This window comes from Desulfovibrio piger (assembly GCF_900116045.1).
Classification (GTDB): domain Bacteria; phylum Desulfobacterota; class Desulfovibrionia; order Desulfovibrionales; family Desulfovibrionaceae; genus Desulfovibrio; species Desulfovibrio piger_A.
The window spans coordinates 1,736,718-1,753,404 of record NZ_LT630450.1; the positions used below are offsets into that span (position 1 = coordinate 1,736,718).

Annotated in this window: 14 protein-coding genes; 10 read left to right on the forward strand and 4 right to left on the reverse strand. The window is 64.7% G+C overall.

What is annotated here, in order from left to right:
- Positions 1-82: 82 nt before the first annotated feature.
- Positions 83-1,342: an aromatic amino acid transport family protein gene (locus DESPIGER_RS07965; protein ID WP_072335301.1), complete on the forward strand. Its 1,260-nt coding sequence runs from the start codon at positions 83-85 to the stop codon at positions 1,340-1,342.
- 783 nt (positions 1,343-2,125) lie between these two features.
- Here the strand turns inward: DESPIGER_RS07965 and DESPIGER_RS07970 are convergent.
- Together DESPIGER_RS07970 and DESPIGER_RS07975 are read right to left on the reverse strand one after the other, a co-directional pair.
- On the reverse strand, positions 2,126-2,686 hold the full coding sequence (locus DESPIGER_RS07970; RefSeq protein WP_072335305.1) for a Spy/CpxP family protein refolding chaperone: 561 nt from the start codon (positions 2,684-2,686) through the stop codon (positions 2,126-2,128).
- A 333-nt stretch (positions 2,687-3,019) separates the two neighbouring features.
- Positions 3,020-3,496, reverse strand: a complete 477-nt coding sequence (locus DESPIGER_RS07975; protein WP_156831663.1) for a periplasmic heavy metal sensor — start codon at positions 3,494-3,496, stop codon at positions 3,020-3,022.
- Positions 3,497-3,677: 181 nt separating this feature from the next.
- On the opposite strand from DESPIGER_RS07975, the gene zraS reads away from it, so the two are divergent.
- From zraS to DESPIGER_RS12925, 4 genes are all read left to right on the forward strand, one after another.
- Positions 3,678-5,348, forward strand: coding sequence for a two-component system sensor histidine kinase ZraS (gene zraS / locus DESPIGER_RS07980; RefSeq protein ID WP_072335311.1), 1,671 nt, complete (start codon positions 3,678-3,680; stop codon positions 5,346-5,348).
- Positions 5,323-6,687, forward strand: coding sequence for a sigma-54-dependent transcriptional regulator (locus DESPIGER_RS07985; RefSeq protein WP_072335314.1), 1,365 nt, complete (start codon positions 5,323-5,325; stop codon positions 6,685-6,687). The genes zraS and DESPIGER_RS07985 overlap by 26 nt, the downstream gene beginning before the upstream one ends.
- Positions 6,688-6,969: 282 nt before the next feature.
- Entirely contained in the window at positions 6,970-7,599 is a 630-nt protein-coding gene (locus tag DESPIGER_RS07990) for an HD domain-containing protein (protein WP_072335317.1), read from the forward strand.
- A 214-nt stretch (positions 7,600-7,813) separates the two neighbouring features.
- Complete coding sequence (locus DESPIGER_RS12925; protein WP_156831664.1) at positions 7,814-8,410, forward strand: hypothetical protein; 597 nt, start codon at positions 7,814-7,816, stop codon at positions 8,408-8,410.
- A 232-nt stretch (positions 8,411-8,642) separates the two neighbouring features.
- Here the strand turns inward: DESPIGER_RS12925 and nth are convergent, their stop codons facing one another.
- Entirely contained in the window at positions 8,643-9,311 is a 669-nt protein-coding gene (gene nth / locus DESPIGER_RS07995; protein WP_072337652.1) for an endonuclease III, read from the reverse strand.
- 113 nt (positions 9,312-9,424) lie between these two features.
- Here nth and cutA point away from each other — a divergent pair, with 113 nt between their 5' ends.
- The 3 genes from cutA (at position 9,425) to DESPIGER_RS08010 (ending at position 11,317) form a co-directional block, all read left to right on the forward strand.
- Complete coding sequence (gene cutA, locus DESPIGER_RS08000; protein ID WP_072335320.1) at positions 9,425-9,757, forward strand: divalent-cation tolerance protein CutA; 333 nt, start codon at positions 9,425-9,427, stop codon at positions 9,755-9,757.
- A gap of 11 nt (positions 9,758-9,768) precedes the next feature.
- On the forward strand, positions 9,769-10,716 hold the full coding sequence (locus tag DESPIGER_RS08005) for a carbohydrate kinase family protein (protein ID WP_072335323.1): 948 nt from the start codon (positions 9,769-9,771) through the stop codon (positions 10,714-10,716).
- A 124-nt stretch (positions 10,717-10,840) separates the two neighbouring features.
- The gene (locus DESPIGER_RS08010) at positions 10,841-11,317 is read left to right on the forward strand and encodes a YbaK/EbsC family protein (RefSeq protein ID WP_072335325.1); all 477 of its coding nucleotides are present in this window, start codon (positions 10,841-10,843) and stop codon (positions 11,315-11,317) included.
- 167 nt (positions 11,318-11,484) lie between these two features.
- Here the strand turns inward: DESPIGER_RS08010 and DESPIGER_RS08015 are convergent, their stop codons facing one another.
- A complete protein-coding gene (locus tag DESPIGER_RS08015) occupies positions 11,485-13,293 on the reverse strand; it encodes a 3-phosphoshikimate 1-carboxyvinyltransferase (protein ID WP_072335328.1) in 1,809 nt (602 codons plus the stop codon).
- A 745-nt stretch (positions 13,294-14,038) separates the two neighbouring features.
- On the opposite strand from DESPIGER_RS08015, the gene aprB reads away from it, so the two are divergent.
- Together aprB and aprA are read left to right on the forward strand one after the other, a co-directional pair.
- Positions 14,039-14,527, forward strand: a complete 489-nt coding sequence (aprB, locus tag DESPIGER_RS08020; protein ID WP_006008678.1) for an adenylyl-sulfate reductase subunit beta — start codon at positions 14,039-14,041, stop codon at positions 14,525-14,527.
- Between the two features lie 37 nt (positions 14,528-14,564).
- A complete protein-coding gene (gene aprA, locus DESPIGER_RS08025) occupies positions 14,565-16,553 on the forward strand; it encodes an adenylyl-sulfate reductase subunit alpha (protein ID WP_072335331.1) in 1,989 nt (662 codons plus the stop codon).
- Positions 16,554-16,687 lie beyond the last annotated feature (134 nt).

The following is a 16,687-nucleotide window of genomic DNA, read 5'->3' on the forward strand; positions in this document are numbered from 1 at the left end:
CGGATGCCCCCAGCATGCCCCTGCCACGGGCCCGGGACCTGTTCCCCTGCTTTTCCAACCTTTTCACCTGCAAGGAACCTTCATGGCACAGACCCCTGAGACCGGCCACGCCGCCTGCGGCCGCTGGACGAAATTCGACGTCGTCTGGATGCTCAACCTTTTCGGCACCGCGGTGGGCGCGGGCATCCTTTTCCTGCCCATCAATGCGGGCATGTCCGGCATCTGGCCCCTGGTCGTCATCACCCTGCTGGTGGGCCCCATGACCTATTTCGCCCACCGGGGCCTGGCCCGCTTCGTGCTGTCCTCCTCCCGTGCCGACAGCGACATCACCGCCGTGGTGGAAGAGCATTTCGGCCTTTCCGCAGGCAAGCTCATCACCCTGCTCTATTTCTTCGCCATCTATCCCATCCTGCTCATCTATGCCGTGGGCATCACCAACACGGTGGAATCCTTCATCGTCAACCAGCTGCAGCTGGCCGCGCCGCCGCGCCTGCTGCTTTCCGGCGTGCTGGTGGCGGCCCTGATGGCCGTCATCCTGCTGGGCGAGAGCTTCATGCTCAAATTCAACGAGTGGCTGGTCTACCCCCTGTGCGCCATCCTCTTCTGTCTGTCGCTCTACCTCGTCCCGCACTGGAACACCTCCGCCCTGGGGCAGATGCCTGACGCCGGCAGCTTCCTGGGCACCCTCTGGCTCACCCTGCCGGTGCTGGTCTTCGCCTTCAACCATTCGCCCGCCATCTCCTCCTTTGCCCTGGCCCAGCGCCGCCACTACGGCGACACGGCCGAACAGAAGGCCGCCCGGACCCTGCGCGGCACGGCCTGTATCCTGGTGCTCTTCGTCATGGCCTTCGTCTTCAGCTGCGTGCTCAGCCTCAGCCCCGCCCAGCTGATGGAAGCCAAGGCCCAGAACATCCCCGTGCTCTCCTATCTGGCCAACCAGTTCGACAATCCCGTCATTTCCTGGTTCGGTCCGCTCATCGCCTTCCTGGCCATCGGCAGCTCGTTCTTCGGCCACTACCTGGGCGCCCGCGAAGGCCTGCACGGCATCCTGGTCCAGATGTCCTCCACCCCCGAAACCACGGCCACCTCGCGCCGCGTGCGCACCGGCATCGCCCTGTTCTTCTTCGTGACCCTCTGGCTGGCCGGCTGGCTCAACCCCGGCATCCTGGACATCATCGAGTCCCTCAGCGGCCCGGTCATCGCCGTGATCCTGTTCATCATGCCCATGTACGCCGTGCACAAGGTCCCGGCCATGCGCCGCTACCGCGGCCAGTGGAGCAATGCCTTCGTGCTGGCCGCCGGCTGCGTGGCCATCTCTTCCCTGCTCTACAAGCTGTTCTGATCCCGGGCGCCGCATCCGCCCGACGGCAAAGGCGTCCGCCGCCCCGTGCGGTGGACGCCTTTTTTGTGTCCGCGGGCCGGGCCGATGCCGTGGCGCACAGGATGGCGGAGCCTGCGGGAGGAACGATGACGGCATGCACCGCGCCCGCCGGAGGGCATGGCGTCCGGGGAGGAAGCGGCCGCTGTCCGAAAACGGCAGGTGCGAAGACCGCCCCGCCCGCCGGCCCGGACGGACTGCCGCGCCGCTGAAGACCGGGGGCGCCCGGGGAGGAAGGGCCCTCCCCCGTCCCGGCGTCCGGCAGCGCAGGCCGCAGGCCCCGGGCACAGGCGGGCCCCTGTCCCCCGGGGGCACACCCTGCCGCCGGACGGACAGGAAGGCGGACCGGCCGGAGCAGCGGCCGGAAAAAGACGACCGGCTGCCCAGGGGGAGGGGCAGCCGGCCAAAGAGGGAGGATGTTCTGATGGTTAGAGGTTATGGTGAAGGAGGAGGATGCTCTTGTGAGCCCCGGCAGGACCAAGGGGGATCGCCCTGCCGGATATGGTGTCCGCCAGAGGCGGGGAGGGGCTATCTCGGGGTGTACACCTGCCTTTTTCGGAAAGGCCCGGCCGGAGCCAGGGGAGATCCCCGGCCGGGGTAGACGTTCCAGAGGACTGCATTTCTTGCGGAGCGCGGGCTCCGGTTAAAGGTGCCTGTCAAAGGAGGTTGCTGTTCTCGGGAGCCTGGCCGGAGGGAGGAGGATCTTCCGGCCAGATATTTCTTGCTGCCGTTGGCAGGTATCAGCGCTTAGTAGTGGCCGCGATAGGGGCCGTCGTAGCAGCCGGCGCCACCGCGGGGGCCGTCAAAGGCGGGGCCGCGATCGCCACGGGGACCACGGGGGCCACGGGGGCCGTCCTTGAAGCCTTCCGGCACGCCCACTTCGGCAGCCAGCTTGTCGCCCAGGGCGTCATGCAGGTCGGCCATCTCGTTGCGCAGGCGGGTCATTTCGGTAGCGGCCTCGCGCACGGCCTTCACATCGGGGTTGGTGGCGTTTTCCAAAGCCCGCAGTTCCTGGCGCTTGACATAGATGCTGTCGCGCAGCTGTTCCATGCGGGGAGCGAACTCTTCCATGATCTTGTCGAACTTGGCGCGCTGCGCGTCCGACATGGCCCGGTAACCCCAGCCGCGGGCGTGACCGTGATGTCCCCAGCCGCCTTCCCAGCAGCCACCGTCGCCGTAACCGTAACAGGGACCGTAACCGTTGCCCTGACCGCGATGGTGGGGACCGGCGAAAGCGTCGGAGGTCATGGTTCCGCCGATGAGGGCAGCAGCCAGCAGGGCAGGGATCATCACACGGGAAGTCTTCATATATGTGCTCCTTTGTCTCTTTGCAGAGTGGATTGTCTTTGGGCTTTGGGTCTTGCCCTTTGTGCTCTGTTTTATAGCAACCCCCGTGCCAAATATAATTTTTTAATATAAATCAATATGTTGAATACACAACCCGGCAAACATGCCGTTTCCGGCGGGCGGGCGGGGGCCCCGGATGTCCAGTTTTTATGCAGCCGGCGGGCGGATCTGGCTAAAAATTATACAGCAGACAAATTTTCATACACCCCGGCACAGGGCCCCGACGCCGGAGCCCGGGCACAAAAAAAGCCCCGTCCGGGCGGGGCATGGATAGTCGGCGAAGGTCGGCGGGCGTTACGGGCAGGGTTCGAGGCTTTCCTGCAGGGAATAGGCATGGATCACGTCCTGCCGGATCATGCTGTTGCAGCCCCGGCTCTTGCCGGCACGGCGAAAGCTCACGCCCACCTCGTCCAGCAGGCGGCCCTCCAGCTGCGCCAGCTGCAGGCGCAGGCGGTCGCGCAGGTCCTGCAGTTCCCAGCCCAGGCGGGAAAGCGTCTCGGCGGACGAATCCTCCGCATAATCGAAATGGGCCAGCTCTTCCCGCTTCTGGCGTATGCGCCAGCGGGTATCCTCGATGCCGGGGCGGGCTTCTTCAAGGATGGCACGGGCCTTGACCTGCTGTTCCTCGGGCAGGCTCTGGAGCCACTGGTCGACATTGCGATAGCCGCGCGGCCCGTGACCGCCGCCATGATGTCCCCCGGCAGCCGCCAGGAGCGGCAGCAGCAGGAGCGATGTCATCACCAGACCACTGACAACTATATTCTTCCACATAGGCAAACCTTGTTCTGTTGGGCCATGCTTCTGGCATATCAAGCCTGTGTCCGCGGCGCAAGGAAAGGCCGCGCACGGGCCGTGGCATTTTTTTCGTCTTTTCCTGTTCCTGCAAAAAACATGCAAGCCAAATATCCGACGGCAAGGTGACAGGGGCCCCAACCATGCTTATAGTGCAGGCATGAACTTTTTCCGCCGCTGCCTTTCCGCCGCTGCCGCCCTGCTGGACCCCCGCCGCCACAGGCTGGCCCGCGCCGCCCGCCGGCCCCGCCAGACGCCGGGGCCTTCCGCGTCCGGTCAGGACAGCGGCGGCATGGTGGCCAATGACCAGGCCGTGCGCGAGAACGACTGCTCGCAGGCCCGTTCGCAGCTGGCCCAGCAGCAGAACACCCCGCTGGGACTGCTGCTGGGCGGGACGGCCTTCGTCCTCATCCTGCTGGTCACCCTGCTGGCCCTGGCCTCCATCGAACGCAACGAGCGCGCCATGTCGCGCCTGCTGGCCGAAAAGGGCAGCTCCCTGATCATGGCTTTCGAGAGCATGCTGCGCACCAGCATGCGCGGCGAGGCCCGGGTGCGCCTGCAGATCCTGCTCAAGGAGATGGCCAGCACCTCGGACGTGCAGTTCATCGCCGTCACCATGCCCGACGGCACCATCCTGGCCCACAGCAACGGCAACCGCCTGGGCGAGATACTGCGCATCAACGGCGAAGAGGCTGACGAGAAGACCATGAAGATGCTGGCCCCCGGCAGCCGGACCCGCTCCGCCGTCCTCAATATGGAAGGGCAGCGCGTGTTCGTGGTCTACCGCTATTTCATGCAGCCCCCGCAGGGGCAGCAGCTGCCGCCGGGCCTGCCGCAACCCGTCATCTTCCTGGGCCTCGACCTCTCGCCCTTCGAGATCACCCGCAGCCAGGACAGGGACCACGTCTTCATGCTGGCCGGGGTGGCCATGCTGGTGGGCCTGGCCTGCCTGCTGGCCCTGTACTATGCCCAGCGCGCCCGCGAGTCCCGCCGCCGCCAGCGCCGGGCCGAAGGCGAGATACGCCGCCTGGAAGAAGAGATCCGCCGCAAGGAAAAGCTGGCCGCCGTGGGCACGCTGGCCGCCGGGGTGGCCCACGAGATCCGCAACCCGCTCAGTTCCATCAAGGGCTACGCCACCTATTTCGGCATGCGTTTCCCCGAAGGCAGCGAGGACCGCAAGGCCGCGGGCGTCATGGTGCGCGAGGTGGAGCGCCTCAACCGCGTCATCAGCGAGCTCATCGGGCTCTCGCGCCCCAGTGACGTGCGTCCCGTGGCCGCGCCGCTGGAAGACAGCGTGGCCCATGTGCTGCGCCTCATCGCCCAGGATGCCGAAAAACGCGGCGTCCGGCTGGTGAACAGCCTCCCGGCCGATCTGCCCCCGGCCCGCATGGACCCCGACAGGCTGGGGCAGGCCCTGCTCAACATCTGCCTCAACGCCCTGGACGCCATGCCCGGCGGCGGCACCCTGACCCTGGACTGCACGGTGGAGAAACAGCATCTCGTCCTTTCGGTCACGGATACCGGGCAGGGCATCGCGCCCGGGAACCTCAGCCACATCTTCGACCCCTATTTCACCACCAAGGGGCACGGCACGGGCCTGGGGCTGGCCACGGTCCACAAGATCGTGGAGGCGCTCGGGGGCGAAGTCTATGTGCAGTCCCGTCAGGCCACGGCGGACACGCCCGGCCGGACCACGTTTTTCATACGCCTGCCGCAGGCCGGCAAGGCGGCGGGCCATCCGGCGGACGGCCCGGACAGGCAGGCCGGGGGGCCTGCCGCCAACAGGCAGAAGGGGGAGGACCAGGGTGAACACCAGCATTCTCGTGGTTGACGATGACGATGCCCACCGCGGCATGTTGCGCATGATGCTCCAGGCCTGGGGCTACAGCGTGGACGAGGCGGCCGACGGCGACCTGGCCGTGGAGGCCGTGCGCGCCAAACCCTACGACGTGGTGCTGACCGACGTGCGCATGGGGCGCATGGACGGCATCCACGCCCTGCGCGGCATCCTGGACTACAATCCGGCCCTGCCCGTGGTGCTGATGACGGCCTATTCCTCCGTGGAGACCGCCGTGGAGGCCCTGCGCCTGGGCGCCTACGATTATCTGACCAAGCCGCTGGACTTCGACGCCCTGCGCGAGACCCTGCAGCGGGCCGTGGACCACTCCCGCATGAGCGTGGAGAACCGCGAGCTGCGCCGCCAGCTCAGCGAGGCCGCCGCCGGGCCCGAGATCCTGGGCCGCAGCCCCGCCATCAGCGCCATGCGCGAGATCATCGCCACCGTGGCGCCCACCGAGGCCACGGTGCTCATCACCGGGGAATCCGGCACCGGCAAGGAACTGGTGGCCCGCGCCGTCCACGGTGCCAGCGCCCGTGCGGGCAAGCCCCTGGTCACGGTCAACTGCGCCGCCCTGGCCGAGAACCTGCTGGAATCCGAACTGTTCGGCCATGAGCGCGGGGCCTTCACCGGCGCCGACCGCCGCCGCGAGGGCCGCTTCCTGCAGGCCGACGGCGGCACCCTCTTCCTGGACGAGATAGGCGAGATGCCCCTTTCCCTCCAGGCCAAGCTGCTGCGCGCCCTGCAGCAGGGCGAGGTGCAGCGCGTTGGCTCGGACTCGCCCATCACGGTGGACGTGCGCGTCATCGCCGCCACCAACCGCAACCTGCAGGAAGAAGTGGAGCAGAAACGTTTCCGCGAAGACCTGTTCTTCCGCCTCAACGTCATCAGCATCGAGGTGCCCCCCCTGCGCGAACGCAGCGAGGACATCCCCCTGCTGGCGGCCCACTTCCTGGAAAAATTCGCGGCCCGCAACCGCAAGAACGTCAAGGGCTTTGCCCCGCAGGCCCTGGACATGCTGCGCCGCTACGCCTGGCCCGGCAACGTGCGCGAGCTCCAGAACGCCGTGGAGCGCGCCGTGATCCTCTGCACCGGCGACCTCATCACCGGCCCGGAACTGCCCGCCAGCGTCACCGGTGCCGCCGAGCAGGCCGCCCCGGCAACGGAGACCGCCGAGGCCTCCCTGGCGGGCCTGTCCCTGGAAGCCCTGGAACGCCGCGCCATCGAGGACACCCTGCGCCAGACCGAGGACAACAAGAGCGAGGCCGCCCGCCGCCTGGGCATCACCCGCGCCACCCTGCACAACAAATTGCGCAAGTACGGGCTGGAATAAGAGCGGACAGGGATTTTCCGGGGGAAGGGAACCCCCTTGGCTCGCGCGCAAGGGGGTTCCCTTCCCCCCGGCCCCCCATCCCTCCCCCAACGCGCTTTGCCCAGGAGGATGGCCAGGCCCGGAAACGCCACGGCCTTGCCTGGATGGCCGTCCCCCGAAAAAAACACCGCCTGCCGGCGGCTGGGCAAGGACGGAAAGGGGCGGACGATGGCGCGCGCCGGACAGTTTTCACACAAATCAGCAACGGAGGGGGCGCCGCGCTCCATCCATAAGGAAACACACATGGCACAGGACAGCCCAAACAAAAGCACCCCCGCAGCGGACCTGCCCGATGCGCGGCAGCTGGAACGCATCACGGACTTTTTCCACGAGGCGGGCCATCTGCGCCACACGCCGCGCAGCGGCTATGCCTTTCTGGGCTCCGGCAGCGAGAACGTGGCCGAGCATTCCTACCGTACCAGCGTCATCGGCTACACCCTGGCCAAACTGGCGGGAGCCGACGCCGCCCGCGTGACCTTCCTCTGCCTTTTCCATGACCTGCATGAAGCCCGTACCGGCGACTTCAACTATGTGAACCACCGCTACGACACCTGCCGCGACCGCGAGGCCCTGCAGGATGCCGTGGACGGCACCGGACTGGAACAGGACATCCTCGACGGCTGGGACGAATGGCAGGAACGCCGGAGCCTGGAGGCCAGGCTGGCCCATGATGCCGACCAGCTGGACCTGATCTGCAACCTCAAGGCCGAGCTGGACAAGGGCAACAAATTTGCCGCCGACTGGCTGGAAAGCGCGGTCAAACGCCTGCGCAGCCCGCAGGCCCAGGCCCTGTGCGAGGTCATCCTGCGCACGGACCACAACCGCTGGTGGTACGGCCGCGTGGACAAAACATGGTGGATCGACCGCAAGTAGGATGCCCGCCCGGCCCTCTCCGGGGACATCCCTCTCGCCACAACGCAGCAGCCCGGCCTCGACGGAGGCCGGGCTGTTTCATTACTGATTTCAACGAAGTATAAAAAATAAAATTATAAAGCCAAGATGCATCTTATTACTGCCCTTGCCTGTACGGACAAGATATCACATAGTCATTTCAGGTGAGGGATATCCGCGTCCAGGAGGAGAACTCATGAGAAAGCTACTATGTGTGATGATTCTATTCATGATTACAGGATGTGCGAGTACTGACCTTACAGGCTATGTCGATCCTGCTTATCAGCACCATAACCTTGGGAAAACGATCGTCTGCATCAAGGGAGCTGATATGGGAGAAATTTTTGAAGCAGAAGAAAAAATTTCCCTGATGCTTGCCGACTACAATATCAAATCGCTCAAATATTCTAAAATTATCTTGCCTACAAGAGAAAATCGTGCAGCAGAAGGGACCCTACTGCGTTCTTCTGGGGCAGATAGCCTACTTTTAGTTGCCGTAGCAAAAGGATCTGTCGAGGATTATGTTCCACCAACTTATACATATGGAAAATACGGGACAACCGTTTCTGGCGGCTATTACACAACAGATTTGATTATGTCAACAAAAGTAACTGTATTTGATATGCATACTGGCAATCAAATTTATACAGCCGATGGCAAAAGTGATGGAGGATTATCCTATATCTCACTGCTCCTGAATGCCGCAAAAACAGCACTCAAAGACATGGAAGAAAAAGGCTTGATACACAAGCTACCTGCCCCACGAGAGAATATCTCGGATGCAAACTTGTAGCGCTGCCACCTAAGTCCTCATTAGGTCAAAAGCTGTCTCTTGGAGGCTGCCAGTATCAATCCTTGTTCCGAGAGACCGACGGTTGTGCGACGTTAATCGCCCGCATACAATCCTGTCACAGACCTGAGTAAAGCGCGTTGGGGGGAGGAAGGGGGACGGGGGAAGGAGGGACCCTTGCGCGCTGGCCAAGGGTCCCTCCTTCCCCCGTTTCGTTCTTCTTCCCGCTCAAAAATCACCTGCCCCTGGGCGGTTCGCGGCGAGGACAGAAGTCCGCCATCTCGCATTCCGCGCAGCGGGGGCCGCGGGCGTGGCAGACATCGCGGCCGAACCAGACCATGCGGTGGTTGACGTCGCCCCATTCGGCACGGGGGAAAAGACGCATCAGATCCTGTTCGATGTCCACGGGATCGGTATGGGCGGTGAGGCCCAGACGGTAGCTGATGCGCTTGACGTGGGTGTCCACGGCCAGGCCCTCGTTGATGCCGAAGGCGCCGAACAGCACCACATTGGCCGTTTTGCGGGCCACGCCGGGCAGGGTGATGAGCTCGTCCAGCCGGGGCGGCACCTGGCCGCCATAGACGGACACCACACGCTGCGCCGCGCCCAGCAGGTTGCGGGCCTTGCTGTGATAGAAGCCCGTGGAGCGGATGACGCTTTCCAGCTCCTCCTGCGTGGCCAGGGCCAGCTCGGCCGGGCCGGGCCAGCGCCGGAACAGCTCCGGGGTCACGGTATTGACGCGGGCGTCGGTACACTGGGCGGCCAGCACCGTGGCCACCAGGAGTTCCCAGGCGTTGCCGGCCTCAAGGTGGGTCGCGGGACGGGGGTAGCGGGCCTGAAGGGCCGCCAGGACTTTTTCGGCGCGGGCCAGGGCACCGCGCGGCAGGGATTTTTTTGCGCTCATGAGCCTGCTATGCCACAGGAAGGCAGGGGGGGCAAGGCAGGCCATGCTTGGTTTTTGCGGCCCGCTGGTGTATCTTCTGTCCGTTTTTCCCACTTCCCCAACAGGAGGACGCCATGAGCCTGCTTGCCTGTGTGACCGTGCCCGACGGAGCGACCGCCCGAACCCTGGCCCATCTGATGGTGGAACGACGGCTGGCCGCCGGAGTGAACATCCTGCCCGGAGTCCTTTCCGTCTACCGCTGGGACGGCAAGGTCCGCGAGAGCCGCGAATGCCTGCTGCTGGCCCAGGTCAGCCGGGCGGCGTGGGAAGATTTCCGTGCCGCCGTGGAGGCGGCCCATCCCTACGAAGTGCCCTGTATCGTGGGCATGCCGCTGGAAAAGGGCAACGCGCCCTTCCTGGCGTGGATCGCCCAAAACAGCTCGCCCGCAGGGCAGCCCAACGAATAAAAGGAACGAAGATGGCCATTTATGTTTCCGGTTCCCTGGCTTTTGACCGCATCATGACCTTTGGCGGCAACCTGCAGGACCATGTGCTCATGGACAAGCTGCACATGCTGAGCGTCAGCTTCATGGTGGACAGCATGGACGAACGCCGCGGCGGCTGCGCGGGCAACATCGCCTACACCCTGGCCCTGCTGGGCGAAAAGCCCATCGTGGTCTCCGCCGCCGGCCGCGACTTCACCGGCTATGCGGCGGCCTGGGAAAAGCTGGGCCTGTCCCTGGAGGGCATCCGGCGTGATTCCGACGTGTTCACGGCCCTGTGCTACATCACCACGGACCAGAACAACAACCAGATCACGGGCTTCTACCCCGGCGCCATGAGCCAGCCCGCCACCTACACCTTCCCCGACCTCGATCCCGCCAGGGACTGGGCCATCGTCTCCCCCGGCAGCGTGGACGACATGCGCCGCCTGCCCGGCTTCTTCCGTGAAAAGGGCGTGCGGTACATCTTCGACCCCGGCCAGCAGCTGCCCGTGCTCTCGGGCGACGACCTCTGCGACGCCATCCGCGGTTCCTACGCCTGCGTGACCAATGATTACGAGCTGGGCATGGTCTGCAAGAAGACGGGCAGGAGCGAAGAGGAACTGGTGGCCATGACCGGCTGGCTGGTGACCACGCTGGGCGGTGACGGCCAGCGCATCCGCAATGCCCGGGGCGTGGACGTGCATGTGCCCGCCATCCCCTGCGACGGCGTCAAGGATCCCACCGGCGCGGGCGACTCCCACCGCGCGGGCCTGCTCAAGGGCCTGGTCTGCGGCCTGGAGATGCCCGAAGCCGCCAAGCTGGGCGCGGTGAGCGCCTGCTACGCCATCGAGCAGCTGGGCACGCAGGAACATCACTTCAGCAAGGACGAGTTCCGCAAGCGCTACGAGGCCAGCTTCGGCCCCCTGCCCATCACCCTGTAAACCCGAGCGGAAGGGCCTGCGCGGCAGGCCCCCTCCCCCCAGGACGGGGAGGAGCTCCGTCCTGCCGCCGGCCATCACCGTCACCGGCAGGACGGGGCTTTTTCCCACAAAGGAGCATCCAGCCATGCGCACCGAAGCCGTCAGGGCCCAGCTGGCCGCCCGCGGTCTGGGCGACCGCTACCGCGAGTTCACCGTCTCCAGCGCCACTGTGGCGCTGGCGGCCGAGGCCCTGCACTGCGAGGCGGGCCGTATCGCCAAGACGCTGTCCATCCTCACCGCCACCGGTCCCGTGCTGGTGGTGGCCATGGGTCTGGCCCGTCTGGACAACCGCAAGTTCAAGGATCTTTTCCACGAAAAGGCCCGCTTCATCCCCGTGGAGGATGTGGAACGCCTCACCGGCCATCCCCAGGGCGGGGTCTGTCCCTTTGCCCTGCCGGAAGGGGTGCGCGTGTTCCTGGACGAGAGCCTCAGGCGCTATGACGTGGTCTACCCCGCCGCCGGTGCGCCCAACAACGCCGTGCAGCTGACCCCGGACGAGCTGGCCGCCGTCACCGGCGGGCAATGGGTCGACCTTTGCAAGCTCCCGGAAGAGCTGGCCTGACGGGACCCATCCCGTGGGCAGGACAGGGCAGAAGAAGCCCGCCGCCGCTTGCCGCCAGCAAAAAAGGGCGTCCATCCGCGAAGGATGGGCGCCCTTTTCGTCTGCATACCGGAGAGCCGCCACGGCCCGGACCGCACGGTCCGGCCATGCGGCGGAGCTGCCCGGTCCTAGTAATCTTCGTCTTCAAGCGGAGGCGGCACGGCTACGGCGCTGGTGATGACGCGGCGGCGGCTCTTGACCGGCTCGGTGGGCACTTCCTTGTTCTCGCGCGTCATGTGCGGTTCGGGCAGGTTGTTGTACAGCACCCAGAAAGGCGGATAAAGCTCGGTCAGCACGCCGGGGTTGCCCAGCTTGAAGCCTTCCTGCCTGCCGCGGGCGCAGGCCGCCAGGGCCAGGGCCACGGCCCAGGGGGCGTCGGGGGCGTTCCAGCCGCGGGCCTGCAGGGCGGGACGGGGCTTGCGCACGGGGCGGCCCTCCTCGTCCTGTTCCTCGGCGTCTTCCATCTCGTCACCGGGCTTCCGGGCCACAAGGCGGCCTTCGGCATCCAGGGCCAGACCGGCGGCGTGCAGGTAGCTCTCCACCACGTTCTCTTCGGCTTCCAGACCGGCGGGCAGCACGGCACGACCGCCGCGCAGGGCCGTCATGGCGCTCAGGGCCACGGCCAGCGGGCGCCAGGAGACGGGCAGGCCTTCGGGCAGGGCAAAGGCGGCGGGCAGTTCGGCCAGCGGCTTCAGGCTGCGGACCAGGATCCCGGTTTCCGAGCATTCCACCCTGGCACCGGTCCGGCGCAGCAGGTCCAGACCGGCTTCGGTGCCGGGCCAGGCGGGCCACTGGCCTTCCAGACGCACTTCACCGCCCAGGGCGGGGGCAAGGCCCATCAGGAACACGGCCAGTTCCGGTTCCACGGGCAGGGCGGGTTCGGCGGGGATGCTCAGGGTGCAGGGCCGGAAGTGGAGCACGTCCCCTTCGCGGCGCATGTCGGCACCGGCAGCCGTCAGCACGGGCAGGATGCGGGCAAAGGCCAGCTCGCGTTCGGGCATGGCGGAAAGGTCCAGGGTGATGGGGCGCTCGTAGGAAGGCGCGGCCAGCAGGATGCCTTCGGCCAGCTCCACCGGGGCATCGGCGGGGAAGACCACCTTGCCGGGCAGCACGCCGGAGCATTCGATACGCACCGGGAAGCCGTCGGACTTGGGCACCACATGCACCAGCCGCGCGCCCATGAGGGGCAGGAAGCGGCGGGTGGCGCCGAGATCGGCCAGCTTGAGGGCCGCGCCGCCGGTGAACTTGGTACGCGAGGGGCGGCCCAGGTAATGGCCCAGGACCAGATAGAAGTTCCAGGAGCTGTCGCCCACATGCAGCACCTTGTCCGGGGTGCCCAGGGGCGCACCGGCGGCCACATGCACGGCACCGTCATCACGGTTGGCATGGGCGCCCAGCTGGTTGAGCAGCTTGACGCAGTCCACCACGGGATCGTTCATCAGGGCGGGGGCGATGCGCACGGCCTGGCCGGTGCAGGCGGCCAGCGTGGCCCAGGCCCGGGTCAGGCGGCAGGCGCGCGGGGCGGGCATGGACAGGCGCACGGGCATGTCGGCGGGGGCGAGGTTGAAGGCGGGGCGCTGGGCTTCGCCGTCCTCACCGGGGCGGGGCAGGAATTCCGCCTCCTGCATCAGGGTGAAGAAACGGCCGCTCAGGCGCGGGTCGCGGCTGACGCGGGAAACGGCGGCTTCCCACGACTCGCGGATGCTCTTTTCTTCCGCGGGCTCCAGGAAGCCCTTGGCATTGTACATGCGTTTGATGAGATTGTGGCGGCGCATGAGCATGCGCAGGATATCGCGGTCGATGTCACAGACGGTCTCGCGCAGGCTGCGGCGCGGACGTTCGGGCTTGCCGTCGGTTCTGGCCTCGAAACGTCCTTCGGGGCGGTCGCTGCGTTTGTCCGGCCTCTGGGCAGGTCGGAATTCGTGGTGCTCGTTCATGCTGGATGCTCCTCTCGACCGCCGGACGGCGCGTCGCTCTATGAATTTGTGGGGGATGCTGTATCCCGAAACGGTCTCACTGGCAAGCCCCCGGAGGGGCTTTCCCGGCGCCATGTGAAAGAGAGTGCAAGCTCGGAACCCAGGCGAAAAGCACAGCGGAAGGGCGGGCCGCCCCTCCGGGAGGGGACTCCATAAAAGTTGTTCATTTTCAAATAGTTACAATCAACTGTTTGATTTAATTGGATAATTTTTGCATTTTTTGCCGTATTTCCTGCCCCCGGACCGGGCGGCACCATAATCCCATGAAAAAGTCATGCTTTCGCCACGGAAAGCAGTCCATCATTAACTTATTGTAATTTAATGATTTTTAAACAAAAGCCCAGGCATGCCGGCAAGAGCGTATGCAGGATAACCCACTGATAAAAATGCTTTTTCGTGCTCCCGGGCGCGTTTTTGCCGTGGAGCTCGCGCAAAACGCGCCGCGCCTTTACACGGCATAAAAATTATGCTAGGAGGAATGCGCAAGGATTATAGTGGGTTGTGCCGTTTTTCACCAAGAGTTCCCACGAATTTTTCAAAAGGGGGCTTGACGTAAAGAGGGGTAGCTTGTTACTAAAAACACAAGCGCACGACCGGGGCGCTGTTGCCCGGGGTCGTGATCCACAAGACGGCACTCGGGCGGCCCGAGTGGCTGCCCATACGGTCAAGATTGACCTGAAACACTTTAAGAGTTGGAGGATACGTTATGCCTACGTTTGTCGATCCGTCCAAATGCGACGGCTGCAAGGGTGGCGAAAAGACGGCCTGCATGTACATCTGCCCGAACGACCTGATGATCCTCGATCCTCAGGAAATGAAGGCGTACAACCAGGAACCCGACGCCTGCTGGGAATGCTATTCCTGCGTGAAGATCTGCCCCCAGGGCGCCATCACCGCTCGTCCCTACGCCGACTTTGCTCCCATGGGCGGCACCTGTATCCCCATGCGCTCTGCCGACTCCATCATGTGGACCGTGCAGTTCCGCAACGGCAGCGTGAAACGCTTCAAGTTCCCCATCCGCACCACTCCTGAAGGCTCCATCAAGCCCTTCGAAGGCAAACCGGAAGGCGCCAACCTCGACGACGAACTGCTGTTCACCGAAGAAAAGCTGGCCACCCCCATCGAAGTCCTGGGCAAGAAGTTCGAAGTGACTGAAGCCGACAAGGTCTTCACCGCCATGGAACAGGGCCGCTAGAGAGCAGTAACCGCGTAGAGCTTAAGGAGAAACCACTATGCCTATGATTCCCGTCAAGGAAGCGATGAAAGGCGTTGCCATTGCTGAACCGGAAGTGAAGGAACATGACCTCGACCTGCTGATCGTGGGTGGTGGCATGGGCGCCTGCGGCGCGGCTTTCGAAGCCGTGCGCTGGGGCGAAAAACACGGTCTGAAAATGATGCTGTGCGACAAGGCCGCCCTCGAGCGCTCCGGCGCCGTGGCCCAGGGCCTGTCCGCCATCAACACCTACCTCGGCAAAAATACCGCCGACGACTACGTCCGCATGGTCCGCACCGACCTTATGGGTCTGGTCCGCGAAGACCTGATCTTCGACGTGGGCCGTCACGTTGACGACTCCGTGCATCTGTTCGAAGAATGGGGCCTGCCCTGCTGGATCAAGGACGAAAACGGCCACAACATGAACGGCGCCGCCGCCAAGGCTGCCGGCAAGAGCCTGCGCAAGGGCGACGAACCCGTCCGCTCCGGCCGCTGGCAGATCATGATCAACGGTGAATCCTACAAGTGCATCGTGGCCGAAGCCGCCAAGAATGCCCTGGGTGAAGACCGCATCATGGAACGCATCTTCATCGTGAAGCTGCTGCTCGACAAGAACACCCCCAACCGCGTCGCTGGTGCCGTGGGCTTCAACCTGCGTGCCAACGAAGTGCACATCTTCAAAGCCAACGCCATCATGGTGGCCGCCGGCGGTGCCGTTAACGTGTACCGTCCCCGCTCCACCGGTGAAGGCATGGGCCGCGCCTGGTACCCCGTGTGGAACGCCGGTTCCACCTACACCATGTGCGCTCAGGTCGGCGCCGAAATGACCATGATGGAAAACCGCTTCGTGCCCGCCCGCTTCAAGGACGGTTACGGCCCTGTGGGCGCCTGGTTCCTGCTGTTCAAGGCCAAAGCCACCAACTGCAAGGGCGAAGACTACTGCGCCACCAACCGCGCCATGCTGAAGCCCTACGAAGATCGCGGCTACGCCAAGGGCCATGTGATCCCCACCTGCCTGCGTAACCACATGATGCTTCGTGAAATGCGCGAAGGCCGCGGCCCCATCTACATGGACACCAAGACCGCCCTGCTGACCACCTTCGCCACCCTGACCGAAGAACAGCAGAAAGACCTCGAGTCCGAAGCCTGGGAAGACTTCCTGGACATGTGCGTGGGCCAGGCCAACCTGTGGGCCGCCACCAACACCGCTCCTGAAGAACGCGGTTCCGAAATCATGCCCACCGAACCTTACCTGCTCGGCTCCCACTCCGGCTGCTGCGGCATCTGGGTCTCCGGTCCCGACGAAGCCTGGGTGCCCGAAGACTACAAGGTCCGCGCCGCCAACGGCAAGGTCTACAACCGCATGACCACCGTGGAAGGCCTGTTCACCTGCGCCGACGGCGTGGGCGCTTCCGGCCACAAGTTCTCCTCCGGTTCCCATGCTGAAGGCCGTATCGCCGGCAAGCAGATGGTCCGCTGGTGCGTCGACCACAAGGACTTCAAGCCCGAGTTCAAGGAAACCGCCGAAGAACTGAAGCAGCTGATCTACCGTCCTTACTACAACTACCTGGCCGGCAAGGACGCCTCCACCGACCCCGTGGTGAACCCCAACTACATCACGCCCAAGAACTTCATGATGCGTCTCGTGAAGTGCACCGACGAATACGGCGGCGGCGTGGGTACCTACTACACCACCTCCAAGGCTCTGCTGGACACCGGCTTCTATCTGCTGGGCATGATGGAAGAAGACTCCGCCAAGCTGGCCGCCCGCGACCTGCACGAACTGCTGCGTTGCTGGGAAAACTACCATCGTCTGTGGACCGTGCGCCTGCACATGCAGCACATCGCCTTCCGTGAAGAGTCCCGCTACCCCGGCTTCTACTACCGCGCTGACTTCCTGGGTATCGACGACAGCAAGTGGAAGTGCTTCGTGAACTCCAAGTACGATCCCGCCACCGGCGAAACCAAGATCTTCAAGAAGCCCTACTACCAGATCATCCCTGACTAGTAGGCGGAAGAACATCCCTGGGGTGGCCGCCTAGGCCACCCCATTTTTTTCGGCGCGGCGGGTGTGCGACATGCAAGCTCCCCGCCGCGCCTTGGAATATGCGCCGCGCGGCAGGGCCCAGGGCTCTCAATTGC

What these genes read in the sequence shown, in the direction of transcription:
- cutA (WP_072335320.1), top strand. Translation starts at nt 9,425, where the DNA reads ATGAGCCTGCTTGCCTGTGTGACCGTGCCCGACGGAGCGACCGCCCGA.
- DESPIGER_RS08010 (WP_072335325.1), top strand. Translation starts at nt 10,841, where the DNA reads ATGCGCACCGAAGCCGTCAGGGCCCAGCTGGCCGCCCGCGGTCTGGGC.
- DESPIGER_RS07970 (WP_072335305.1), bottom strand. Translation starts at nt 2,686, where the DNA reads ATGAAGACTTCCCGTGTGATGATCCCTGCCCTGCTGGCTGCTGCCCTC.
- DESPIGER_RS07965 (WP_072335301.1), top strand. Translation starts at nt 83, where the DNA reads ATGGCACAGACCCCTGAGACCGGCCACGCCGCCTGCGGCCGCTGGACG.
- DESPIGER_RS07990 (WP_072335317.1), top strand. Translation starts at nt 6,970, where the DNA reads ATGGCACAGGACAGCCCAAACAAAAGCACCCCCGCAGCGGACCTGCCC.
- DESPIGER_RS12925 (WP_156831664.1), top strand. Translation starts at nt 7,814, where the DNA reads ATGAGAAAGCTACTATGTGTGATGATTCTATTCATGATTACAGGATGT.
- DESPIGER_RS08005 (WP_072335323.1), top strand. Translation starts at nt 9,769, where the DNA reads ATGGCCATTTATGTTTCCGGTTCCCTGGCTTTTGACCGCATCATGACC.
- zraS (WP_072335311.1), top strand. Translation starts at nt 3,678, where the DNA reads ATGAACTTTTTCCGCCGCTGCCTTTCCGCCGCTGCCGCCCTGCTGGAC.
- aprA (WP_072335331.1), top strand. Translation starts at nt 14,565, where the DNA reads ATGCCTATGATTCCCGTCAAGGAAGCGATGAAAGGCGTTGCCATTGCT.
- DESPIGER_RS08015 (WP_072335328.1), bottom strand. Translation starts at nt 13,293, where the DNA reads ATGAACGAGCACCACGAATTCCGACCTGCCCAGAGGCCGGACAAACGC.
- nth (WP_072337652.1), bottom strand. Translation starts at nt 9,311, where the DNA reads ATGAGCGCAAAAAAATCCCTGCCGCGCGGTGCCCTGGCCCGCGCCGAA.
- DESPIGER_RS07975 (WP_156831663.1), bottom strand. Translation starts at nt 3,496, where the DNA reads ATGTGGAAGAATATAGTTGTCAGTGGTCTGGTGATGACATCGCTCCTG.
- aprB (WP_006008678.1), top strand. Translation starts at nt 14,039, where the DNA reads ATGCCTACGTTTGTCGATCCGTCCAAATGCGACGGCTGCAAGGGTGGC.